A 24,694-nucleotide genomic window follows, 5' to 3' on the forward strand; every position below is an offset into this window, starting at 1 on the left:
TTCTAAACATCAACTGGAGAGGTTTAAATTATTTTTCGGCAGCAATTGATGCAATCGCAGCGTCAACGCCTTCAATTGAATCAGCCGCTTTTTTGATACGAGCAAGCGCATCAACAAGGACTTCATCAGCAGTAGCATAAGAAATACGCATGAAACCGCCTAGACCGAATGCATCACCAGGAACAACAGCAACGCCTGTTTCTTCAAGTAACCATTCAGAGAATTCTGTGCAAGATTTTAAACCTTTTGCACGAATCAATGGGCGAATGTTTGCATATGCATAAAATGCACCATCAGCAGGTAAGCAAGAAATACCTTTAATATCATTCAAACCAGCCATTACTAAGTCATGACGACGTTTGAATGCTTCAATCATTGGCTCAAGAACATCTTGAGGACCATTCAATGCAGCTTCAGCAGCAACTTGTGAAATAGAAGTTGGGTTTGAAGTTGATTGAGATTGGATTTTTTTCATTGCGCCAATAAGTTTTGCAGGACCCGCTGCATAGCCAATACGCCAGCCTGTCATTGCATAAGCTTTAGATACACCGTTTAACACGATTGTGCGGTCGTAAAGGTCTGGTGCAACAGTTGCGATGTTATAAAATTCATCATCCCAACGAATCGGTTCATACATATCGTCAGATGCAACATATACTTCAGGGTATTTACGAAGTACTTCAGCCAATGCCTCAAGCTCAGCTTTGGTATAGATCATACCTGTTGGGTTAGAAGGGCTGTTTAATACGACTAGACGTGTTTTGTCTGTAATTGCAGCTTCAAGTTGCGCAGGTGTGATTTTGAAGCGTTGTTCTTCACCACATTTTACAATAACAGGAACGCCTTCAGCGATGATCACCATATCTGGATAGCTTACCCAAAATGGTGCAGGAATAATCACTTCATCACCTTTGTTTAACAATGCAAGTGCAAGGTTAAAGAAAGATTGTTTACCACCACATGAAACCAAAATTTGGTTTGCAGCATAGTCAAGATTATTGTCACGCTTAAATTTTGCAATAATTGCTTTTTTTAAGCTAGGTGTACCATCAACAGCGGTGTACTTTGTAAAACCATTGTTAATTGCAGCAATTGCAGCATCTTTGATGTGTTGCGGAGTGTCGAAATCAGGTTCGCCAGCACCCAGACCAATTACGTTCTTACCAGCTGCTTTTAATTCAGCAGCTTTATTGGTAACAGCAAGCGTTGGGGACGGTTTGATGGCATTTACACGATCAGAGAGACGTACGTCCACGGCAATATTCCTTCTTATTGGGATAAAAAATAAAAGCACACCATCTTAGCCTAAAAAGTTGTATTTAGCCGTACAAAATGTCACCAAACCTTAAAAAAAGAACAAAAACTGAAGAATTACTGTTTCAAAAAAAATCTAAACAACGAACTTTGTAATGCTGACTCGCACTGTTTATAAAATTTCCGTACAATATACGCAGATTGAATTGAGTGAATCATATGAGCTCCCCAAGTACTCCCAAGAAAAAAGCCATTGTAAAATTACCCTTTCCTGTAAAACAGGCGAATGATGCGAAAGCTGCAGATGAAGAGGTTGAAGATATGCGTCCGAAACCACAACCTTATGCAGATCGCACTTGGATGCCACCTCGTGGTACACGTCGCTCTATGGGTAAACGTTAAGTTTATGGTTTGAGTTGTAATAAAAAACAGGTGCATGTGCGCCTGTTTTTTTATCTGAAAAATTTATAAATTTAAATATAATGTTGTTGATAGTCTAAATTTTTAAGATAAAAGCAGTCATCATTGCCAAATTGAAACGATTCAACTTTATATCCACTGCCTTTTAGTAGCATCTTTAGTGGTAATTTGATCTCCCAACTTATGAATGATATGGAACAGTTTACCAAAGCGGATTTCTAATAAGACCAATTGGAATAGTAAAGCAACATCTAAGATTGTATTTACAGTGATCATGCAATTCTAAGCTTCTTTCAGCGCTATATAATCATAATATTTCTTTTTATTTTCATACATATGAGTATCTGCACGCTTAAGCATACATTCTATGCTTTCATGTAGAAGAGTTGTTGCTTGACCCAAAGAAATACTAATTTGATGGCTTGAGTAGTATTGATTATCAATGTTTAATAATTCTTCAATTGACATCACAATCGCATCGGTCGTCTTTTCTTCTGCACCTGACATCAGTATGACAAATTCATCTCCACCTATACGTGAAGCAGTGTAAGTCGTGTGCTGAATACTGCGTGAGAGTATATTGCCCATACGGCGTAACATATCATCGCCAACGTCATGCCCAAGATTATCGTTTGTTGATTTTAAACCATTCATGTCAATAAAAATTGCAGAAACAGGGCGCAGTAAGCTGCGTTGCAGGCGATTAATTTCATCGGTATGAAATGAACGGTTAAATAATTTGGTGAGCACATCGTGTTTGCCTAAATATTCGAGGTAACTTTCAGCTTTTTTACGTGCAGTAATATCAGTCAAGGCGAGTTGGACTAAGCCCCAATCATGTTCATAACCCGGAAAAACCGTAAATTGTAAAAGTACATTGCGGATCGATCCATCTAAAGCATAGTTCACTGCTTCACGTTGATGATGAATATTACCATTCCATAGTTCAATCAGTTGTTCACGGAAAGTTTGGTGCATCTCTTTAGTGAGTATTTTGTGTAAATTTTTAAATAAAGTTTCTTTATCTGGTGCTTTAAATAAATCGAGTGTGGCTTGGTTAACATCGATTAAAATAATATCTTCTATGCATTGTTGAATAAAATCGGTATGCACATCAAGGAAAGTTCGAAAATCCTCAATGCCAATCTGGCGCAGTTGATCCATACGGATTTTAACGCGACTAAAATCTTCGACCCAAAGTGAGCAAGGTGAATAATTAAATCGTGATTCGGCTAAAATACGATTTTTTTCTTCCATCCGTGAAGCATTTTTATAATCGGTAATATCTTCAGTAGTGAGTAAAATACGAGATAAATTTTGCTCAGCTCCTGGTAAAATAACACCACGCAATTTAATATCAAGACGTTTTCCACTCAATGTATAATTGATGGTAGTACTCGAAAACTCTTTTTCACCATTCCATAATGCAACTAACTCATAAATATGTGACTCAAACATTTCTTGTTTGAAAATGGTATGTATATTATCGCAAATATGATTTAAATTTTGCGCTTCAAATAGCTCTAATGTTTTACGATTAACTTGTAAAATTTTAATTTTTCGCGAACATAACGTAACACGGCTTTGATCTTCTTTAAGAAATCCAGCTAAATTATTAACACCTTGCTGTTTCCAAATGTCAAACTGTTGTTTTACTTCACTGTAGTCTTCTAGCCACATTGGTATAGGCGATAAATCAAAAATTGATGATTCAAATATTTCCATTGCGCTATCCAAGCATATTATTGGTTTTAATTATTAAAAATATAACATTAATATTGTGATTAAAAAATAGTTAAATTTTAAATAGGTGATGTGGTTTGCAAAATATGAATTTATTGTTTGTTTTTGGTTAGTAATTCTTTATTTTTTACCTTTAATCGTTTGTTGTGGTGCTACTCGGTTTTAATATGTTTATTAGGTTGGATTTTAAAGCCCTTCAATATATTAATTGAATTTCGCCTGATTTAATTTTTCCTGATAATATTTAGTTTTCTTTTTATACATTTTTTGATTGGCACGTTTTAGTGATTCATCGGGTGTACTTTGATTGATATGTACAGTTTCAATAGTCGCAAGACGAGGGCGAAAACGATTCGGATCTTCCAGCAGATATTGCTTAATATCGGTAACTCCTTGCACAGTCCACTCATCAAAAAATCGTCTTACGCTACTAAAGTCTTGTAACTACAAGCGAATAGGGGAAAGAGCAAAGATAGATAAATCTAACTTTGCCATATGCCTATAACGTTCATAATGAAAAGTTGTGTATTAAAAAAATATTTTGTGCATCTGAAATCTAATACATGTATCTAGCAGCTAAATGATTTTATTTAGTCATTATGGTGTATACAAAACATACTATAATTTATCTCTTTGCATGATGCTCAGGTTTAGGGGGAGCAATGGTTTTTTCACCATTCCAAAGTTCTATGAAATCACGCTCATTGAATTGGTAAAGTTCCATCAGTGCAAGGATGACACCACCAAAAATCATTGGACCTTCAGAATTACTTTGGAATTCAAAAATTTTGCCATTGAGTGCTTGTAAAATATCACTAATTTCAAAAGTACGATCACGTCCATTACTATCTTCAGGATACATCGGGGTGTTGATGACAATGGTCGCTAAACTTTTTTCAGCCTCTGTTAGATTTAATGTTTGAATGGTTTCACTTGGATTATCACTAAAAATTACACTGTCTTGAATAAAAGTACGAACTAATTTTTGTGTTAGTTTGGGCAGGGTTTTTTCAACAAATGGTCGAAAAGATACAGGAAAAATGACATTGCGTGAAATACCTTTGAACATGGGTGCAATTTCTTCAACTTTATAGCCTGCAACACCACAGCCTACGGCAGTAATGAAATATTTCATTTTTGGATGATTTTTGGTGTAGATTTTAAAATCTTCAATATAGTGCTGAATTTGAGAGAGTGGCATTTGCTGTAAATGTTCATTCATCGTTGGAATGGCAAAGCTTTGCCCCGCCCAACCTCGTCCTACACCTTTAGTTGCACCAAAATGTAAAAGTGCTGTTTTTGCTGCACCACCTTGATGTGTTCCAGCCATGTTACTACCAAAAACAAAAATGGTATCATCAGGTAAATTTTTTATAATGGTTTCATCATGATAGTGATATGTCATGGCAGCTCACATAGTAGATTGATCTAGCTTTCATGTTGCAGTTGAAATCGGGCAGGGTCAAGTGGAAAATACTTGATTATTGATCATAGACCCCAATAATGTGATTAAGCTGTATTTTATGGATTCACTAAAATGCGCTCTATATTTTTATGCCATCGGGGAATTAATTGTGAATGACCATCAGCCATTTGAACTTGTGACCAATTATGAACCTGCGGGTGATCAGCCACAGGCGATTGCAAAACTTGTTGACGGCGTCAATAAAGGTTTTCATGATCAACTTTTGCTTGGGGTGACAGGGTCGGGTAAAACCTACACTATGGCGAATGTGATTTCACAATTACAACGCCCAACCATTGTTATGGCACATAATAAAACCCTTGCTGCACAGCTTTATGGCGAATTTAAAGCATTTTTCCCGAATAATGCGGTTGAATACTTCGTTAGTTATTATGATTACTATCAACCCGAAGCCTATGTGCCATCTTCCGATACGTTCATCGAAAAAGATTCAGCGATTAATGACCATATTGATCAGATGCGTCTATCAGCGACTCGGACTTTACTTGAACGCCGTGATGCTATTATTGTCGCATCGGTTTCAGCAATTTATGGTTTAGGCGACCCGAATGCCTATATGAATATGCTGTTGCATATTGTACAGGGCGATCGTATTAGTCGTGATGACATTATTCGTCGTTTGGTTGAAATGCAATATACCCGTAATGAACTTGAGTTTTTACGCGGTACATATCGAATTCGTGGGGAAATTATTGATATTTTTCCTGCGGAATCGGATCAACATGCCATTCGTATTGAGTTGTTTGATGATGAAGTGGATTCCATTCGATGGTTCGATCCATTGACAGGGAAGATGGTTCGCAAAGCACCACGCGTGACGATTTATCCAAAAAGCCACTATGTAACACCTAAAGATAATTTAGAACGTGCGATTGGTACGATTCGTGAGGAGCTTAAAGAGCGTCTAGGCTTTTTTAAAGCACATGATAAATTGCTTGAAGCACAACGTATTGAACAACGCACACGTTATGATTTAGAAATGATGCAACAGTTGGGTTATACCAATGGTATTGAAAACTATTCCCGCCATTTATCAGGACGTCCTGCGGGAGAAGCACCACCGACATTATTTGACTATTTACCTGATGATGCGTTGCTAATTATTGATGAATCGCATGTGACTGTTCCGCAAATTGGAGCAATGTATAAAGGTGACCGTTCACGTAAAGAGAACCTCGTAAATTATGGCTTCCGTTTGCCAAGTGCGCTCGACAATCGTCCCATGCAGTTTGAAGAATGGGAACGCATTATTCCAACCACCGTCTATGTCAGCGCAACACCTGCCAAATACGAATTGGAAAAGTCAGAACAAGTCGCAGAGCAGGTGGTACGTCCAACAGGTTTGCTCGATCCGATTTTAGAAGTACGTCCTGTTTTAACCCAAGTTGACGATGTTCTATCCGAAATCAATATTCGTAAAGAATTAGATGAACGTGTCCTTGTCACCACATTGACTAAGCGTATGGCGGAAGATTTAACCTCATATTTAAAAGAATATGGCGTGAAAGTTGCCTATTTACATTCCGATATTGATACCGTTGAACGTGTAAAAATTATTCATGATTTACGTACAGGTATTTATGATGTACTTGTGGGGATTAACCTTTTACGTGAAGGCTTAGATATGCCTGAAGTATCGCTTGTGGCTATTTTAGATGCCGATAAAGAAGGATTTTTACGCTCAGAACGCTCACTGATTCAGACCATTGGTCGAGCAGCACGTAATGTGAAAGGTAAAGCAATTCTATATGCTGATCGTATTACTGACTCTATGCAAAAAGCCATTGATGAAACAGAACGTCGTCGACAAAAACAAATGGAATTTAATGCTGAGCATGGTATTACACCACGTAGTACAGTACGTCAAATGACCAAGTCGATTGATACAGGTGAGGTGTTTGAAGATGAGCAACTTGATGAGTCTGCGCTGCAAAAAAATCGAAGTGTGACAGCAGATGAGCAGCATTTGTTGTCTGATCCAAAACTGTTGGCAAAACACATGAGCAAACTTGAAAAAGAAATGCTCAAAGCATCGAAAGAACTTCAGTTTGAACAAGCAGCACGTTTACGTGATGAAATTTTACGCATGAAGGCAATGTTGATTCAATAATCAAGATTATTTGAATAGATACATTTATCTACACTTATTCGATGTGAATATCGTTATCTTAAATTGAAATAAAGCCAATTTTTCGGTCTTGGTAACGAATGTTGATAAGAAAAGTGAATGACCAAAATCAACAGAGCCGATGGGGATTTGTCATTTCTCTATTTGGTCTGTTGTTCTTATTTAGTCATGTGACATATGCAGAGGACAAAAAACTACCTGTAGTTTCACATGTTGAACTTGATAAATATTTAGGGCTTTGGTATGAAGTTGCAAGAAAACCGCTCTATTTTCAAAGAGATTGTGTAGGAAATGTCACCGCACGTTATACCTTAAATGAAAATGGTAATATCGTGGTCGACAATCGTTGTGAAGATGGTGAAGCCCAAGAAAAACGCTCTATAGGTGAGGCTTTTGTCATTAATCAGCCTTATAACAGTAAACTTAGAGTGAGTTTTATTCCTGAAGCTATTCGATGGTTACCTGTAGGGCGAGGGGATTATTGGATTTTAAAAATAGACAAAAGCTATCAAATGGCTTTGGTTGGTGAACCACATCGCAAATATTTATGGGTGTTGTCTAGAGATCCAAAACCGAATCCGCATTTAATCGGTGAATATTTAAAATATGCGAGTTCTTTGGGCTATCAACTTGATGATGTAATTTATACAAAGCAGAGTCATCCATAGCGGTATTGATGTTGTAATAACGTTGTATTGTGAAAGGTTGACTTTTAACTTAATTAATGTGGAAATAACCATTCTTTTTTTTGTGATGGTGTGCAGAAATGTATAAAGGAATCGCATTATCTGTATTGGCTTCAATCACATTTGGTATTTTATATTTTTACACCCGTTTATTGGGTGATTTTGATGGTCAGCAAACCTTTGGTTGGCGTATTGTTTCGACTTTACCATTTTTGACTTTGTTTATGTTGTTTAGTGGTGATTTTGCACATGTAAGATCTATTGGGCAGCGATTACTAAAAAATCCGGTTCTCATTTTTGTTTTCTTACTTACCTCTTTTCTCACCTGTTTCCAATTGTGGTTGTTTTTGTGGGGGCCGATGAATGGTCGTGGATTACAGGTCTCTTTGGGCTATTTCCTTTTACCTTTAGCATTGGTTTTGACGGGACGTTTTGTCTATAAAGAAAAATTATCCATTTTACAAAAAATAGCAGTGGCGCTTGCTATTTTTGGTGTTGGGCATGAATTTTGGCGTCTAGGTAGTATTGCGTGGGAAACGGTTTCAGTTGCCGTAGGATATTGTTTGTATTTCATGATTCGTAAAAAAATCCAGACCGATAACTTGGGCGGCTTTTGGTGGGATATATTGCTTTGCATTCCTGTGGCAATTTACTTTATTCAAGCAAGTGGTGAGTCCATAACACAAGTAATAGGGGCTCCAATTTTATTATTGGTCATTGCAGGGTTAGGCTTACTCAGTGCTATTGGTTTGGGTAGCTATATTCTCGCAAGTCGTTATTTACCTATGGTTTTATTTGGCTTGCTGAGTTACTTAGAACCAGTATTACTTGCAGGTGCATCGTTGGTTTTAGGGGAAAGTATTGGGCCTGATGAATGGCTGACATATATCCCAATTTGGATGGCAGTGATTGTACTTGTGATCGAAGGTATTCGTCATATGTATATACAGCAACGTAAAACTCAGAATTTAAAAAGGAATGTTGAAAAGTATAATGAGCGAATTGAGTGACAAAAAACAGCCATTTATGGCATTAAATGGTTGATTTATACTTCCTTAAAAGATAATTGTTGAATGATAATTTATAAAAATGTTAAATTGGTCACAATAAAATGAAATAGTGTTTGCTAAATTAGAAGCAATAAGATGGTGCTAAAATGAACACAGTCATGATTCCTTATCAAATCCGAGCAACATTATTGCAATTAGAGCCAAGCACTGATTTGAATTGGAAAGAAATCGTGTCTGAAATTTTAGAACATGAAGAAATTGATGTTCGAGAAGAAATTGATCGTCAAATTTTAAAACCTAAAGAAATTCAGTGGAATCGTGTTACAAATAGTTTTGAGTATAAGATCAGTAACTCATTGCATATTTTAAAACACAGTTTTTCAAATGAACGTATGCGTTCAATTGCTGCAAAACTTACGAACTCGACTGAATGGTTGAAAAAAACTACAGACAGTTTGCAGATTGCCGATTATTTAGAAAATGCATTACAACAAATTGATTTGATTCCTGTAAATGATGACCTTACTTTACAACGCGAAAAATTATTGATTCGCCGTGTTTTTTTACAAGATGTTGCCAATATTATTCGTAAGTTGAAACTTGTTCCACCCAAAGGTATTCGTCAGTTAACGGCTGAACAAATTAAGTGTTTTATTATTGAGGTCTATATTAAACAACAATTGTTAGGCTATTGGTTTAAACCTTTGTTGCCAAAATATTCTCAAATGATGCAACATCCATTTTTTAAATATTTCCTTTTAAAAGAACAAGATTTTCGTAAATTTGATATTGTGCAAACATCAGAATTTATTTTTTTAATCGCACCAATTCAGCATTTTGGCCATAATCCGTATTCGATACGCCGTTTTCTCATTGAAGAGCAAATGGAGTATGAGTGGCATCAGCAGATTTACTTAAATAGTGTAGTTGTTGAACTGAGCCGAATTAAAGAGGGAACTTATGCAGAAGAAGTATCAAATTATTTACAAAAGATGATTACCATTCAGCATCAAGTACATAAAGACGTGCTTGAAATTGTCGCTGATTTTGAACATTTTGTAGATAAAAAATTGGTTCCATACTTAATGGAGCCATTGGGTTTGAATACTAAAAATAGCGAAGGAATCGTGAATGATTACCTGAAAAATATTGAAAATATGATCATGAGTTATATATTTTTACCTCTTCGGAATGCTGTGAAAAGTGATTTATCGCATATTGAAGAGTTTGAATATTTATTTATGAGTGTACATCGGATTTTGTCTGAAATTTTGGGACATTATCGTGATTTTAAAGAACAGCCATCTTTGTTTTTTAACACCGATATTCAGTTGCTTGAATATCGAATTATGGCATATTTGAAATTACTTGAAAAACGTAAAGATGAAATTTTTATTCCCATGTATGGTACCGAATGGGCAAAAATGAATGAGCGCTCACAGCAACCTGTGCGTAAAATCCAAGATTTACTTGAATTTCATATGCAGGATTTCTGTGATTTAAAAACCTATATGGGACATTTATTAGAAGAACAAACCATGACCAAGGGTTCGTTTTTAAAACGTATTATTAAAGGTGAAAAAGTTGAAAAAGATTTAATTCAGGCTGAAGCAGCAGCTATGCGTATGAAAAAACAAGCCTATCTTGATATTATTGCTGTACCAAAAAGTTTACTTAGATATAGCGTATTTATTGAGTTTGAAAGCTTAACTTCAATGAATGAGTTTGAACGTCATTATGCTTTTCCAAATGGGGATAATGGACTTACTCGTTTACCTGTGTTGATGAAAATACCTGAAAACTTGGGTGATTTTGATTTTGAAGCATTTAATGCATCAATTATGCGTTATGACGTTAGATTTTCTTCGGTAACAAAGTAAATGATTTTTGTGAAAGCATTACTTGAAAACTTAATATTCGAGTTGTTTTTGTGATAAGAAAGATTTTTATACTGTCATAACAATTTACAATAACCTATGGTTTTTACTAACAAAAGTAAAGTGTTCGTTTTGAGAGTTTTTTAAAAATGATGATTGCTCATTTTCTGTTAAAACAACGATTGTTTTTATATGACGGAAAATTTGGGCTATTTTTTTAATAATATTTTAAATCATATATTAAGCTTTAATTGAATGGCAAATATTTTATTGGTGAATAAAAAAGATGAACCGTTTAGATATCAACTTTAGTTGAATTCTAGTACAATTGTGGGGTTTTGAAATTAAGTTTAGATCTACATAAATAGAGGACGCATCTGTGAGCAAAGACACTATCATCGCCCTACATACTGAGCATCAAGGTCGTTGGAAAAACCGTGAAGAAATCGCGGAGCGTATGATCGCATTAATCGGTCAATTGTACCGTGAAAAAAATATTGTGACTTCTGTTTACGGTCGTTCTTTAGTAAACCGTTCAGTAATTCAAATTCTTAAAGCACACCGTCGTACACGTATGATGGATGTTGAGCTTTCTGTTATCCATACTTTTCCTATTTTGGAAGCTTTAGCAAAATTAGAAACAATTGGTTCTGCTGAAGTTGATTTAGGTAAACTTGCTGTTGAATTTAAAGAAAAAGGCGGCGACATAGATGCATTTATTGCTCAAGCTGTTCAATCTTTAGAGGGTCGTCCTGCACAAGTTGAACCTAAAGATGTTGTTCTATATGGTTTTGGTCGTATTGGTCGTATTCTTGCACGTTTAATCATTGGTCAGTCGGGTCTTGGTCGTGGTTTAAACTTGAAAGCAATTGTTGTACGTAAATCATCTGATGGTGATTTAGAGAAACGTGCTTCATTGTTACGCCGTGATTCAATTCATGGTCCTTTTGCAGGCACAATTTCTGTTGATGAAGCAAATGAAGCAATCATTGCCAATGGTAACTTCATTAAAGTGATTTATGCATCTAGTCCTGCTGAAGTAGATTACACAGCTTATGGTCTTGAAAATGCACTTGTAATTGATAATACAGGTAAATGGCGTGATGCCGAAGGTCTTGCTCAGCATTTGGCTTGCCCTGGTGCTGCTCGTGTGATTTTAACTGCACCTGGTAAAGGTGATATGAAGAACGTTGTATTTGGTGTGAACCAAACTGACATTCTTGATGAAGATAAAATCATCTCTGCTGCAAGCTGTACAACAAATGCGATCACACCAACACTAAAAGTTTTACATGATAAATATACAGTGTTAAATGGTCACGTTGAAACTGTACACTCATTTACAAATGACCAAAACTTGATTGATAACTATCATAAAGCGGATCGTCGTGGCCGTGCGGCAACATTGAACATGGTGATTACAGAAACAGGTGCAGCAAAAGCAGTTGCGAAAGCACTTCCAGCGCTTCAAGGTAAATTGACAGGTAACTCTGTACGTGTACCTACACCGAACGTTTCTTTGGCGATTTTGAACTTAACGTTAGATAAAGAAGTTGATCGTGAAGAAGTGAATGAATATATTCGCCAAATCTCAATTAGCTCTAGCCTTCAAGGTCAAATTGGTTATACAAATTCAACTGAAGTTGTATCTTCTGACTTTATTGGTTCACGTACAGCAGGCGTATTTGATGCTCAAGCAACAATAGCTACGGGTAACCGTTTAACTGCGTATGTTTGGTATGACAATGAAGTAGGTTATAGCTGTCAAGTATTGCGTATTGCTGAACAAATGGGCGGCGTAAGCTATCCTAAAGTTCCTGCTGAAACCAATGCATAATTTGTAAGATGTATAAAAAAGAGCTTCTATTGAAGCTCTTTTTTATTATAAATTTTAGATTTACGACATCATTAAATACAAAAATAAAGATTTAAAATTAATGCAAATTATGGTTTTAATCGGCTGTAAATAATGCCTCTATTTGGGATTGTATCGATATAGTTTTGCGACCAATTAATTGTTCAAGGTCTTTACTTTCACTATACATTGCACCTTCAACTGTCTGTATGTCAGCATCAACAATGACTGAAATAAGTGTTTCAGGTAAGCCTGCCTGTTGAAGTCCATGAGTTAAATCTGAAGCACTCAGTTCAATACGTGATACTTTTTTTCCTGAAGCCTTTTCAATAAATTTAGCTAAATCAAGTTTAGTGAAATTTTCGGAACCTGCAAGTTCATAGGTTTTATTGTCATGATTTGTGGATGCTAAAACAATTGCAGCAGCTTCAGCATAATCAGTACGAGATGCAGAGCTAATTTTTCCATCTTTCGCAGCACTGAATAATTGCCCTGATGCTGCATTTTGAACTACACCTGCAATATAGTTTTCGCTATACCAATTATTACGCAAAAATGTATAGGTCAAACCACTTGCTTGAATGAGGGCTTCAGTTTCACGATGTTCTTGTGCTAAGCCTAAAGGTGAAGTATTCGCTCGAAGTAAACTTGTGTAGGCAATATAAGGTACTTTTGCATTTTTCACGGCTTCAATCACTGCTTGATGCTGTGCTGTACGTCGACCAATTTCATTGGCAGAAATCAGTAATAATTTATCAATTCCTATAAGTGCAGGAGCTAAAGTTTCAGGTGAATCATAATCAAAATGGCGTAATTCAATATTTTGTTGTTTAAGCTTAAGAGCTTTGGTTTTATTGCGTACCAAAGCGACAATATTGTCGGCAGGTATATGAGTTAACAAAGCTTGAATGATGAGTTCACCTAGCTGTCCTGTTGCACCTGTAATTGCAATTTTCATTATTTCGACCTCTGTACTTTGTGTGCATAAAATAAACTTGATGAAGAAATATTAATCTGATAACTTACAAATTGTAAGTACGTACCGAAAAGTAAGTTTATTACCTTTAGGAGATATTTGATGAGTACATATGCTTCAAGTACAGTGTTGGGTCAAGTTTTATCGACAGAATGTCCTTCTCGTGAAATTTTAGAGCATTTGACCCATAAATGGTCGGTGTTAGTTTTGCGTTGCTTAAGTGATGGGGTGCATCGCTTTAGTGAGCTAAGGCAACGTATTGAAGGTATTAGTGAGAAAATGCTTGCACAAACACTTAAGTTTTTAGAAAAAGATGGTTTTATTTTGAGAACTGTTTATCCTGTTGTTCCGCCAAAAGTTGAGTACCAATTGACAATTTTAGGTGCACAAGCTGCGGAAAAATTAAATTATTTAATAACTTGGGTTGAAAGAAGTCTGCCTGAAATTTTAGAAAATAAAAATGCATTGAAATGAGAAAGCTACAGAAAAATTTAATTGAAGCGATATTGTTATTTTAAGATTAAATATTTGTTTTTAATTATTCAAAATTGTTAATTTTCATATAGGTAGATATGATAAGTGCTTACCACTCGGTGATCATCTACCGTTATATTTTAATGTGAATATAGCTAATACTTAAATTGACGAATTGCACTGCCTCTTTCTATAAGTGCATGTTGTTGATGCTGCTTATTTTTTTGTGATTCATGTTGCGCATCTAATTGTTGTTGTATTTTCATGGCCAAGAGTTCTTTAGCTATTTTTTTATTGGCATGTTGGCTACGCTCAGACATGACTTTTACGCTGATACCTGTTGCAACATGAATTGCATGTATAGCAGAATCTGTCGTATTGACATGTTGACCACCAGCACCTGATGCTCGACAAGCCTGAAAAACAATAGCATCATCTTGAGGAAGTTCTTTAGGTTGCACAAATTCAGTTATGCCAACGAACCAATTTTTACGTTTATGATTAGGTCGAATTTTACTTTGAAATGTCCATTGAATCGTACCAAGCCAAGTATTGAGCCAAAGCGTAGATTTTTCGGGAGATGTGCCTTCAAGTTTAAAAAGAACAGAAGAATATCCATATTTAGTACTGTTTTCTTCTAAAATATCGAAGGATATTTGATGTTTTTTAGCGTCTTTTAATATTTCTTGTAGGGTGAGCTTTACAGCGAGTTCACATTCTGCAGGTCCGAGCGCAGCACTAATTTGGACAATAGACAATAGAATATATTTCCTAAATAAACGAATATATTGCTTTTGAAAAATTCAAAAAGTATATGAGAAAAAATCAAAAAATTCGATTTTAAAATTTGCTACTTTATTTGCCCATGAGTTTAATTGTAGTTTGGAAAATAATCAAATTATATCTAATTTAACAAATTGAAGGGCGATCTTAGGTATTTATTCAAAAAGTTAAGCGAAATTCATGTTGTGTTGAATAATACTTATCGAGAAATTTTTCAAAATATGGCAGAATATGCGGTTTTAAAGATTTTAGAGGATTGGCAACATGCGCTTTGTTGATGAAGCAGTCATTACCGTAGAGGCTGGCGACGGTGGCAATGGCGTAGCTAGTTTTCGCCGTGAAAAATTTGTACCATTCGGTGGACCTGATGGTGGCGATGGTGGCCGTGGTGGTAGCGTTTATGTTCAAGCAGATGAGAACACGAGCACCCTAGTCGATTTTCGTTATACCCGTAAATTCCGCGCAGAACGTGCTAAAAATGGTCGCGGTGCAAACTGTGCTGGTCGTGGTGGTGACAACACAGTGTTACTTGTTCCAGTGGGGACAACAATTGTAGATACAGAATCGGGCGATATTATCGGCGATTTGGTGGAAAGTGGTCAGAGTGTAATGGTTGCAGCAGGTGGTGATGGTGGTTTGGGCAATACCCATTTCAAATCATCAACTAACCGTTCACCACGTAAATGTACACATGGTATCAAAGGCGAATTCCGTGAAATTCGTCTTGAATTGAAAGTACTTGCAGATGTTGGTCTATTAGGTATGCCAAATGCGGGTAAATCAACATTTATTCGTGCGGTATCGGCAGCAAAACCGAAAGTTGCAGATTATCCATTTACGACGATGGTGCCAAACTTAGGTGTGGTCGATGCTGATAGTCATCGTTCATTTGTGATGGCAGATATTCCAGGGCTTATCGAGGGTGCATCGGATGGTGCAGGCTTAGGTATTCGCTTCTTAAAACATTTGGCGCGTACACGTATTCTTTTGCATATTGTCGATGTTCAGCCAATTGATGGCTCTGATCCAGCATATAACGCAAAAGCAATTATGGCAGAATTGGAAAAATTCTCTCCAACTTTGGCACAGTTGCCGATTGTTTTAGTTTTGAATAAAGTCGATCAACTCGCAGATGATACACGTGACGAATGGTGTCAGCACATTTTGGATGAACTCAAATGGGAAGGACCTGTTTTTAAAACTTCAGGCTTAACCTTTGAAGGAACAAAAGATGTTGTGTATTACTTGATGGATCAGATTGAAGAACAACATGAGTTAGAAGCTGAAGATCCTGAATATGCAGCAAAAGTGAAAGCATTCCGTGATCAGCTTGAAGCTGAAACACGTGAACAAACACTTGCAGCGAAAGAAGCATATCGTTTGATGCGCCGTCAACAACGCCTAGAAGGTATTTTAGGTGAAGATGACGAAGATGAAGACGATGATGGTGATGACGGCGATATGGAAGTGTTTTACGTACGTTAATTTTCAGGTCAATACTCTTAAAGGTGAAGGCTTTGGAAAAGGATAACTGAGGGCAAAATGGTAGAAGTGGTGGATGGGCAACGTCAGCTTGGTGCGTTAAAACGCATTGTTGTGAAAATCGGATCTGCATTACTTACAGCAAATGGCAAGGGTTTGGATCTCAATGCAATTTCGCATTGGGCAAAACAAATTGCCGATTTACATCGTGTAGGACATGAAATTATTTTGGTGTCTTCAGGTGCGGTTGCTGAAGGTATGGTTCGTATGAAGCTTGACAACCGACCCACCGATCTACCAAGTCTTCAGGCTTGTGCGGCTATTGGGCAAATGGGCTTGATTCATACGTGGTCAAGTGTGTTAGAGCAACATTCTATTCAAACGGCTCAGGTTTTATTGACTCACGATGATCTAGCAGATCGTCGCCGTTACTTAAATTCGTGTGATGCATTACAAAATTTAATTGATTGGCGTGTGATTCCTGTTATTAATGAAAATGACACTGTTTCCACAGATGAAATTCGCTTTGGAGATAACGATACTTTAGCTGCGATGGTTGCAGGTCAAGTCCATGCCGATTTGTTAATTATTTTGACCGATCAGCAGGGTATGTTTGACTCAGATCCACGTTCAAATCCCAATGCGAAATTGTTTTCAACGGTTCGTGCGATGGATGAAACACTGTTTGATATGGCGGGCGGCGGTGGTAAGTTTGGTCGTGGTGGCATGTTGACCAAAGTTCGTGCTGCACGTTTGGCGGCAAAGTCAGGTTGTCCAACGCTCATTGCAAGTGGTGAAAGTGACAATGTACTTTCACGTTTAATGTCAGGTGAATTGCTCGGTACGTTCTTTATAACCGATGATGACCGCGTCACAGCACATCAACAATGGCTTGCAGCACATTTGCAAACAGCAGGGCGTTTGGTTATTGATGATGGAGCTGTAAAAGCGATTAAAGAAAATCACCGTAGTTTATTGCCTGTGGGTGTAAAAGCTGTAGAAGGGCATTTTGAACGTGGTGATGTAGTGGAATGCGTTGATATTGCAGGTAATCGGATTGCAGTTGGGCGTGTGAATTTTAGTTCTCGTTCAGCTGAAATTGTGAAAGGTTTATCATCAGATAAAGTGCATCAAGTGCTAGGTGAAGCTCGTTCACTTGAAATGATTCATCGTAATCATATGGCAATATATTAGCAATAACGCAACATAACGCTAAGGCTTTATTCTGCAAGGGGTAGAGCCTTTTTGTTGTGTCGTGCAAAAAGCATGCAATAGACTAGGGTGAGAGGTTAAATGGAGATTAAATGGGAGGTTTTAAAATTAATCGCTATAAATTTTAAAACCTCCCAACCGTGTGAGTTATTGAGGGAATACTCATTTTATCCAAATTGCAAATTGATGCTATTAAGCCAACCTCCAAATTACAAAAAATCAATGACAGTGAATGCTGTATTTGTTCGTATCCCCTAACAGGTCGCATGATGTGTAAGGTTCTCTATAATACGCTCGATGGTAAAAAGAACACAGTCACATTGAGAGAGTACCCAAAGGTACTCAATGCCAAAGATGCACGATTAAGATGTGATGAGATAAAAAAATAAATAGCAAAGGGTATTCACCTTACAGAGCAGAAAAGACAAGAAAAATTAAAAAACCTATCCGACATGGCATTTGCCGATCTGATACAGCTCTATGCTGAAAAGATCAAACCACATAAAAGAGGTGGACATGTGGAAGTTATTATTTTGAATAGCTATATAAAATCATTCCAACGGTTAATGAAGAAGCCTATTAATCAGCTTGGATAATTGGACATGATTCAGTTTAGGAATGGGCGTTTATTTTTGCCATTGAAACAACAATGAGAACAAGCGAAATCACAGGTTTAAAGTGGGCAGATATATATGACAAGCATGTAGAGCTTGAAATCACAAAGAATGGCACAGCTGGAAAAGTCCCTTTATCAAAACGTGCTATTGAGATTTTAAGTTATATGGATGGAATAGAGACCTTAGCACTGTCAAAAATAAAGTTGCTGATGGTTCTGCATACTTTACCCAAGTATTAAAGGGTAAATTAAAAATTAAGGATTTAACATTCCACGACACACGGCATGAAGCTTTTTCCTGAATGGTTAAGAATGCAAAGCTCCTTATAGAGGTACTGGCAAAAATTACAGGGCATAACACCATAAGTATTTTAATCAATACTTACTAAACCTTGACATTGAAAAATTTGCCGACCATCTACACCAAGAAGATGACCCCGACATTATCCTATTTAAAAAGTCTATATAAGTACGACAGGCTAGGACGTGCAATAACTAGCAATGAATCACTATGTTGATTAAAATAACACCGTTTAGTATAGCCTGACAGGGCGAAAATACACTACTTAAGTGTATTGGCTTAATTTTTTTTTTCGGGGTGATATGGGAGGTATGTATGGATTTATTAGATTTAATAAAAGAAGATGAAAGCCTCGAATTTATTTCATTAAAAGAAGTTATTAATTTATTAGCCGAAAAAACAAAGTCTACTACTTTTGGAATAAATAGGCTTGAAAACTATACGGTATAGGGTTTATGCGATATTCAATAAATAACTGTTTCGTAAGTCTATTTAAGGGTAAATAGCCATAAGGCACACTAATATTTTCTTTGATTTATTAATGTCATTTTGTACTTCATTTAGGTTTATTTGTATTCAAGTTAAGTGTTTGTTTTATAATTGAATGAGGGGTGACTAAATTCGTTAAACTTCCTTGATGAATCATAAATAATTAATTAGTAAAAAGAATCTGTAATCCATATAAGGTACATCAAGGAAAACTGTAATTAAGCGAGCTCGAATCAAACATGTTGTTATTGCTAATATTGTCTAAAGGTATCGAATTCTATAGGTTTAAATATGACGAACTCGTTGTAATGTGGAAAGCTTAGAATTTAAAATAACTTAAAAACGTCATGGTTTGTCATGTTAAATGAAATATTGAGGAATAATCAACCGTTAGTATAAATGTACTTTGAAAACACTTATTGTTTAAATTTTCTTAAAAACACGCTATAAATGTGAAGAATTTAACTATAATTTTATAAGAGTATGGAATATGCCGGCATTTATAACAAAAGAATGTTATACCACTCATGGTGGAAGAATTGAACAATGTGCTGATTTTTGGCAAGTCGATGGCAGAGGTATTCACCTAGAAGGTATGACGCACTACTGTCCCAAATGCAAAGTTATGTCTAAAGCCCTTGGAAGCGAAAGAGGTTTTATTCAAATTAATGGGAAAAACCCAATTGTTGATGGGGATTTATCTACTTGTGGCTCACGCTATATGAAAATATCTGATCTTGCTATACGTGAGTGTGGATCAAGATCAAGTCATTCAAGGGCTATGACTATTAGTAACTCAAGTGAAATAAAAAATAATTCACTAGTTGATGAAAAAACGAATAAAACAGGACAAACCCTTATATTTTTTAGACCGAACCGAAATTATAAAGGTGAGTTCGGTTTCGACTGGTTAAGAGAGGATGACAGTCCTGTTGCGCCACAAGTACAAGGTGAGCCACCCTATAAAGATATTATTTTAGGTAGTCATAAAAGTGGTTACACACCTAAAACACCTAATCCATCGGCGTATGAAGATTTAAAAACAGAATATGAAAAACAAAGTATTGCAGATCGTTCAGCACCATTAAATGAATATTATACGCCATACTTAAATTTGTTCGCTGAAGATGTTGTGGAACGCCTCAATCATGAACATCAAAATCGAGTAGCAAAAGAAAACTCACCTGAAGAAGAAACATTACCTTTTTTAATGCCACCAACAACAGCAGAATTGCGTTTAATTGCAAATGTGCAAGGTCAAAAGCCTGAAAAGGTTGAACTTGAATTTGATGGCCAATTTATTTCGATCAATGGGAATACTCAAGCTTTTACTTTAGCACTAGATAAAGCATTTACACCTGATGCAACCAACCGAGAAGTTTCAACTAAACTTAAAATTCAATGTTTAAAGGGCAATCCTTTTGCTCAATATATAAAAGTATGGGCATATATAGCAGGAGATAAGAAGTTCGCAGGGCAATTTAAACTATTAGCAAATGCATATAACGATGTAAAACAACTGAATGTTTTTTTTGGTGAGGTATCTACTCCTAACCCACTAAAACCAACAGAGACTTTGAAAGGTGGAGTAAAGGAAGAGGAGCTTAAACTGTTTTATAAAGGACTTTATCAGTCATTGGTTATTCTAGTGATTCAAAAGATAGCTATGGATATGAGCGATGACCAGCATTTTACAGGAGTTATGGGAGAATCTGCTTTTGTAACAAGTCAATATGGTTTATTAAAAACAGTTCAGCGAGATAACTATTTAAAGGCATTACAAAATAAATTTTATAGTACTTTAAAGGAATCAAACATACAAAATTATTATTTATTATTTTTTATGGGGAATAAAAGTGAGCAAGCCAATGGCTTTGCATTACGCGGTAAAAAAATAGGCATTATGTTTGAGGGGCGAGATGTAATGACTTTGGTACATGAGGGAATGCATGGTTTAGGTTTATATCATACTCATATGGATTATCTGCGAGAAGGAACAAATAAGTATGCAAAGCCTGTTTATGAATTATCTAATTATCCATTATTTAAATACATTTATCCTTATGGCTTACCAGAAGTAACACACCCAGATTTTATGCATCTTGAAAAAGCAACTTCAAACATTATGGGTTATAAAAGTGGTCAAGATTCGGTGCGCTATGATACATGGAAATGGCAATGGGATATTCTAAGAGGTGCTGTTAAATGAAATTTTTAGTCAAAATATTTTTAATTTTATTTGTTTTTAGTGGTTTAGCCCATGCTAAACAGTGCATTTTTGAAGAGTTAGATGGTTATGATAATAGTCAGAAGTTCGATCTGGAGAACTATAACAAGTTAGTGAAAAAAAATACTAGGATAGATGTTAATAAACATGGAAATAAAGTGGAAAACCAGCCTTTAGGGAATGGGGAATATAGGCAGTTTATAACTATCTTAGATACTCCTTATTTGGTAGAAAAAAGATATGATGCAAATGGAAGCCTATATTCTTTTAGTCGACATATTCATGACATGGAGTTTGGTAAATCAAAAAGTTACGATAAAAAAACAGGTACTTTAACTATTTATGATATGGATAAAGATTATAAGTTTAGTTTATGTGACCTCATTAAAAAAATGGAAAGTGAATACTCAATAAATATTGAAGATAAGCACACTTTATATAAGCTTTCTAGAATTATTGATGAAGAAAAATCTAATCGCCCAATATATTCAGTAGTTGTTCATGTTAATCCTAATCCTAATATTCCAATTTTTGAATTTAAAGTAGATGGAACAACTGGGGAAATTTTAAAAATTGGTTATGGTGACTATGGATTAGATAACGTTGTAGAGGCATCGCCTTAATTATTTATCTGTATTCTTTGAATATATAAAGTGTCATACCACAAGGATGTGGTGTGTGTATCAACATCACTAGTTTCCCCAAAGAACAAGTAGTCAGAGAACAGTTCCTGTTTTTAAGCTTAAAAAGAAACCTGAGTTGAACTATATTTCCCCTTTCTCGTTATCACAAGTTAACCATCATGACTTTTTTGGCTATGAAAAATAGACTGCAAATATTATGAGTTATAAAAAATGATAACAGATGATCGAATTGATACATTGTAATGGTAATCGGATATTTTAAGAGAGTCGGTTAAATGAAATTTTAAGTCAAAATATTTTTAATTTTATTAAGTGAATCAGCTTATGCTAAACAGTGCATCATGGGAGAGTGGGATCATTATGATAATAAAAAAGAAATTTGCTATTAATGAGTATAAGGAGGTTGCTGATAATACATACGGAGTTCCTTTAGAACTTATTATGATAAAAATGGCAATGAAATTATAAACAGGAGTGGGCATGATGGTATAAACATTCAGATTGTGAAACTACCTGACAACCTTTAAGCTGTGGAAAGAAGATATATATAGAATAAGGTGTTCTACATTACTTTAATAAAACTATGAAAGGGATGATCTTCGAGAAGTGAAAAGTTTATGATCGAAATAATAGGAAATTAATAAGAAAAAATAATTTTGATGAAAACTTTCCATTTGCTTATGTGATTTAGTCAAGAAAATGGCAAGTGAGTATTTAGCTAATATTGAGGATAATAAAGTTCTATATAGATTAAATAGTGGGTATGACTCAGAAGAATACAATCATTATATCTATTAGGTTGTCGTAAAAAAACATGATTATGTCACTTTAATCACATATATCGTTGCTGGTTCAACTAGTGAAATTTTAAAAACTACCAAAGGTAGTGTGGCTGATTATATAAATTAAAAATTAGATTCATATGGATGTGAATATTTAAATTAACGAGGCCTAAAATTAAGTCCAATAAAATTCATCGGACTTTTTTATTTATAAAATTTACAATCATGTCATCTAACAAGATAAGCTAGAGTGAATTTTTCCTGATCGAAAAAACACAGTAAACGGCTACACTAGTACAGCACTATTCAAAAACAAAAGGCGTGAGTGAGCGAAGGAGAGTGATACATTGCTAAAAAAACTATATATTTTTAAAAATATCGACATAAATAAATATTGTTAGTTAAATTCTTCCTTCGCTATTTGGGGTAAAACTCGATCTTCTCCGACCATATATTTGAAATCGGCAAGGCTAAGCATATCTAAATCTTCTTCACTATTACCATAGGCATAAATTTTTTGATATTGATCAAGATTATATCGTTCTAAAATGCGTATTTTTTTTTGTTCGCAACTGCAATCGGGTGTGGAATAGTCACCTGAATATTTCCCATTAATGATTTTAGTACCTGTGCAAATCAAATTTATATTTAAAAGATGACAAATAATTTCTAAATAAATATCAATAGAGGCGGAAACGAGAACAACATCATCCCCTTGTTCTTGGTGATCTAATAATTGTTGATAGATTTTGACATCTAATTGTCCCATCAACTGATGTGCATATTCCTCAGCAATATCTTGTATTTCAGAAGCTTTAGCATCTTTAAACATGGCATTAAAAAGTTTTATGCGCATTGAGTTGGCAGGATAAATATTTAAATAATACGCTTGAATCCAAGGTAGTATTTTAAGACCTTGCTTCACAATATGTCTTTTAGATAAAGCATAGAAAATGAATCCTGTGAAACTGTCTTTTTTACACAGGGTTCCATCAAAATCAAATAATGCGAGATTTATATTCTTTTTGCCCGTTGTATGCATGTGTCATATCGTCCATTGACCCGGCTTGCATACCAATTGGTATTGTAGTCACGGCTCAGTTTAGGGCCTGAAATAACGACTTCAGGCATAATGGCATAAATAGGATCTTTTTGAGTTTTTTCAGTATAAATTTTAGAAACAGCAGCATAAGTCTGTGTTTTTTCAAAGCCTTTTTCTTTCTCTTTTTCTAAATCATTACGTAACTGACGTGGTGTAATTAAAACATTATTTTGTACAAATAGATTGAGCAGGGCTTTTTCAGTGGTTGTTGTTGCGGCGCGTGGATTGCCATTTTTATCATAGGACAGCAAATCACCATCAAGATCTAAATCGATACCGGATGATTTTTCTATCATTTTTTGAAATGCTGCATTGCGACTTGAATACATACCTGAGTTATAGTCTGCAAAACGATAAATTGGTTTGTCATAATTTGCAGGATACATCATTAAACGATGAATCCCATAGTATAAACCGCCGTATTGAGTATATAAATCATCACGCAATTCATTGATATTCATACTGCTACGCTTATTATCTTTGGCGTAGTTGATATGGACTTGCATTGAACCCAGAGTCGTAATTGGATTTAATTTTTCGGCAAAATCCTGCCCAACCAATTTGGCAGCACCTGTTAAGGCACTTACGTGATAATGCTTTGACATATAAGCAAAAATTTCTCGGTATAATACATCGAGCTCTTTTTCATTTTTGACTTTGCTCATTTGCTTTAAATAATTATTTTCAGGTGATGGTTGATTTTTTAAGACATCCTGAAAATAGCCTGCCAATGGTGCACCAATGGTTGTACCTAATTTATCTTCAAATTTTTCTTGTAAACGACTACTGACTTCTTTAACCGCTTTTGCACCTAGACCGGGAACATTAGGATTGGCAATAAAGTTCGACTCTTGATCGACGACAGCAATAATTGAACAGATATTCTCTTTATTGCGTGGAATTTTTAACTCTTCAGTAATTGCGTAAATATCTTTTGCCCAAGACGAGCGATCATTAACCCGAGAGGGAATGAGTTTTCTGATTTGATCACTTTCTAATTTTGGCTCGTCATCATTAGACCACCATGAACCATTACCACAGCCAGCAATGCTGATTGTCAGTGCAAGCAAAGCACTGCTACGAACGAATAAATTACGATGTACAGATTTTTTCATAATGATGAAAACGCATCCAGAAAAGGGTGAGT

21 protein-coding genes are annotated in these 24,694 nt (G+C 35.6%); 13 read left to right on the plus strand and 8 right to left on the minus strand.

Annotation, left to right across the window (positions count from 1 at the left end; all coding sequences use genetic code 11):
- Positions 1-28: 28 nt before the first annotated feature.
- On the minus strand, positions 29-1,255 hold the full coding sequence (locus tag FW754_RS02145; RefSeq protein ID WP_446323721.1) for a pyridoxal phosphate-dependent aminotransferase: 1,227 nt from the start codon (positions 1,253-1,255) through the stop codon (positions 29-31).
- A gap of 218 nt (positions 1,256-1,473) precedes the next feature.
- Here FW754_RS02145 and FW754_RS02150 point away from each other — a divergent pair, with 218 nt between their 5' ends.
- Positions 1,474-1,656 (plus strand): hypothetical protein, encoded by a 183-nt coding sequence (locus FW754_RS02150; RefSeq protein ID WP_409511904.1) that lies wholly within the window; start codon positions 1,474-1,476, stop codon positions 1,654-1,656.
- Positions 1,657-1,956: 300 nt separating this feature from the next.
- On the opposite strand, the gene FW754_RS02155 is transcribed toward FW754_RS02150, so the two are convergent.
- The 3 genes from FW754_RS02155 to FW754_RS02165 form a co-directional block, all read right to left on the minus strand.
- Entirely contained in the window at positions 1,957-3,399 is a 1,443-nt protein-coding gene (locus FW754_RS02155) for a sensor domain-containing diguanylate cyclase (RefSeq protein WP_409511905.1), read from the minus strand.
- A gap of 222 nt (positions 3,400-3,621) precedes the next feature.
- Complete coding sequence (locus FW754_RS02160; protein ID WP_409511906.1) at positions 3,622-3,816, minus strand: hypothetical protein; 195 nt, start codon at positions 3,814-3,816, stop codon at positions 3,622-3,624.
- A gap of 226 nt (positions 3,817-4,042) precedes the next feature.
- Complete coding sequence (locus FW754_RS02165) at positions 4,043-4,822, minus strand: A1S_2505 family phage non-structural protein (protein WP_419345920.1); 780 nt, start codon at positions 4,820-4,822, stop codon at positions 4,043-4,045.
- 169 nt (positions 4,823-4,991) lie between these two features.
- Here FW754_RS02165 and uvrB point away from each other — a divergent pair, with 169 nt between their 5' ends.
- From uvrB to FW754_RS02190, 5 genes are all read left to right on the plus strand, one after another.
- Entirely contained in the window at positions 4,992-7,013 is a 2,022-nt protein-coding gene (gene uvrB / locus FW754_RS02170; protein WP_446323722.1) for an excinuclease ABC subunit UvrB, read from the plus strand.
- Positions 7,014-7,165: 152 nt separating this feature from the next.
- Entirely contained in the window at positions 7,166-7,699 is a 534-nt protein-coding gene (locus tag FW754_RS02175; protein ID WP_409511939.1) for a lipocalin family protein, read from the plus strand.
- Positions 7,700-7,797: 98 nt separating this feature from the next.
- Positions 7,798-8,727, plus strand: a complete 930-nt coding sequence (rarD, locus tag FW754_RS02180) for an EamA family transporter RarD (RefSeq protein WP_446323723.1) — start codon at positions 7,798-7,800, stop codon at positions 8,725-8,727.
- Positions 8,728-8,873: 146 nt separating this feature from the next.
- Positions 8,874-10,607, plus strand: coding sequence for a hypothetical protein (locus FW754_RS02185; RefSeq protein WP_446323724.1), 1,734 nt, complete (start codon positions 8,874-8,876; stop codon positions 10,605-10,607).
- A gap of 376 nt (positions 10,608-10,983) precedes the next feature.
- Positions 10,984-12,441: a glyceraldehyde-3-phosphate dehydrogenase gene (locus FW754_RS02190; RefSeq protein WP_409511911.1), complete on the plus strand. Its 1,458-nt coding sequence runs from the start codon at positions 10,984-10,986 to the stop codon at positions 12,439-12,441.
- 115 nt (positions 12,442-12,556) lie between these two features.
- Here FW754_RS02190 and FW754_RS02195 read toward each other — a convergent pair whose 3' ends face one another.
- Positions 12,557-13,417 carry an SDR family oxidoreductase gene (locus FW754_RS02195; protein ID WP_446323725.1) on the minus strand — a complete coding sequence of 287 codons (861 nt, stop codon included), beginning with the start codon at positions 13,415-13,417 and terminating at the stop codon, positions 12,557-12,559.
- Between the two features lie 120 nt (positions 13,418-13,537).
- Between FW754_RS02195 and FW754_RS02200 the strand changes: the two genes are divergently transcribed.
- The gene (locus tag FW754_RS02200) at positions 13,538-13,909 is read left to right on the plus strand and encodes a winged helix-turn-helix transcriptional regulator (RefSeq protein ID WP_409511913.1); all 372 of its coding nucleotides are present in this window, start codon (positions 13,538-13,540) and stop codon (positions 13,907-13,909) included.
- Positions 13,910-14,064: 155 nt separating this feature from the next.
- Here FW754_RS02200 and prfH read toward each other — a convergent pair whose 3' ends face one another.
- On the minus strand, positions 14,065-14,667 hold the full coding sequence (gene prfH, locus FW754_RS02205; protein ID WP_446323726.1) for a peptide chain release factor H: 603 nt from the start codon (positions 14,665-14,667) through the stop codon (positions 14,065-14,067).
- A 289-nt stretch (positions 14,668-14,956) separates the two neighbouring features.
- Between prfH and cgtA the strand changes: the two genes are divergently transcribed.
- The 6 genes from cgtA (at position 14,957) to FW754_RS02235 (ending at position 21,642) form a co-directional block, all read left to right on the plus strand.
- Positions 14,957-16,177 (plus strand): Obg family GTPase CgtA, encoded by a 1,221-nt coding sequence (gene cgtA, locus FW754_RS02210; RefSeq protein ID WP_409511915.1) that lies wholly within the window; start codon positions 14,957-14,959, stop codon positions 16,175-16,177.
- 57 nt (positions 16,178-16,234) lie between these two features.
- The gene (proB, locus tag FW754_RS02215) at positions 16,235-17,368 is read left to right on the plus strand and encodes a glutamate 5-kinase (RefSeq protein WP_446323727.1); all 1,134 of its coding nucleotides are present in this window, start codon (positions 16,235-16,237) and stop codon (positions 17,366-17,368) included.
- A 667-nt stretch (positions 17,369-18,035) separates the two neighbouring features.
- Positions 18,036-18,242: a hypothetical protein gene (locus FW754_RS02220; protein ID WP_446323728.1), complete on the plus strand. Its 207-nt coding sequence runs from the start codon at positions 18,036-18,038 to the stop codon at positions 18,240-18,242.
- 376 nt (positions 18,243-18,618) lie between these two features.
- Positions 18,619-18,753, plus strand: coding sequence for a hypothetical protein (locus FW754_RS02225; RefSeq protein WP_446323729.1), 135 nt, complete (start codon positions 18,619-18,621; stop codon positions 18,751-18,753).
- Between the two features lie 529 nt (positions 18,754-19,282).
- Positions 19,283-21,001 carry a PAAR domain-containing protein gene (locus tag FW754_RS02230; protein ID WP_446323730.1) on the plus strand — a complete coding sequence of 573 codons (1,719 nt, stop codon included), beginning with the start codon at positions 19,283-19,285 and terminating at the stop codon, positions 20,999-21,001.
- Positions 20,998-21,642, plus strand: coding sequence for a hypothetical protein (locus FW754_RS02235; RefSeq protein WP_446323731.1), 645 nt, complete (start codon positions 20,998-21,000; stop codon positions 21,640-21,642). Before FW754_RS02230 ends, FW754_RS02235 begins: the two co-directional genes overlap by 4 nt.
- A gap of 1,200 nt (positions 21,643-22,842) precedes the next feature.
- Here the strand turns inward: FW754_RS02235 and FW754_RS02240 are convergent.
- On the minus strand, positions 22,843-23,487 hold the full coding sequence (locus FW754_RS02240; RefSeq protein WP_446323732.1) for an HAD-IB family hydrolase: 645 nt from the start codon (positions 23,485-23,487) through the stop codon (positions 22,843-22,845).
- The gene (locus tag FW754_RS02245; protein WP_446323733.1) at positions 23,460-24,662 is read right to left on the minus strand and encodes a DUF1615 family protein; all 1,203 of its coding nucleotides are present in this window, start codon (positions 24,660-24,662) and stop codon (positions 23,460-23,462) included. The genes FW754_RS02240 and FW754_RS02245 overlap by 28 nt, the downstream gene beginning before the upstream one ends.
- Positions 24,663-24,694: the final 32 nt, after the last annotated feature.

This window comes from Acinetobacter sp. 1207_04 (assembly GCF_052850415.1).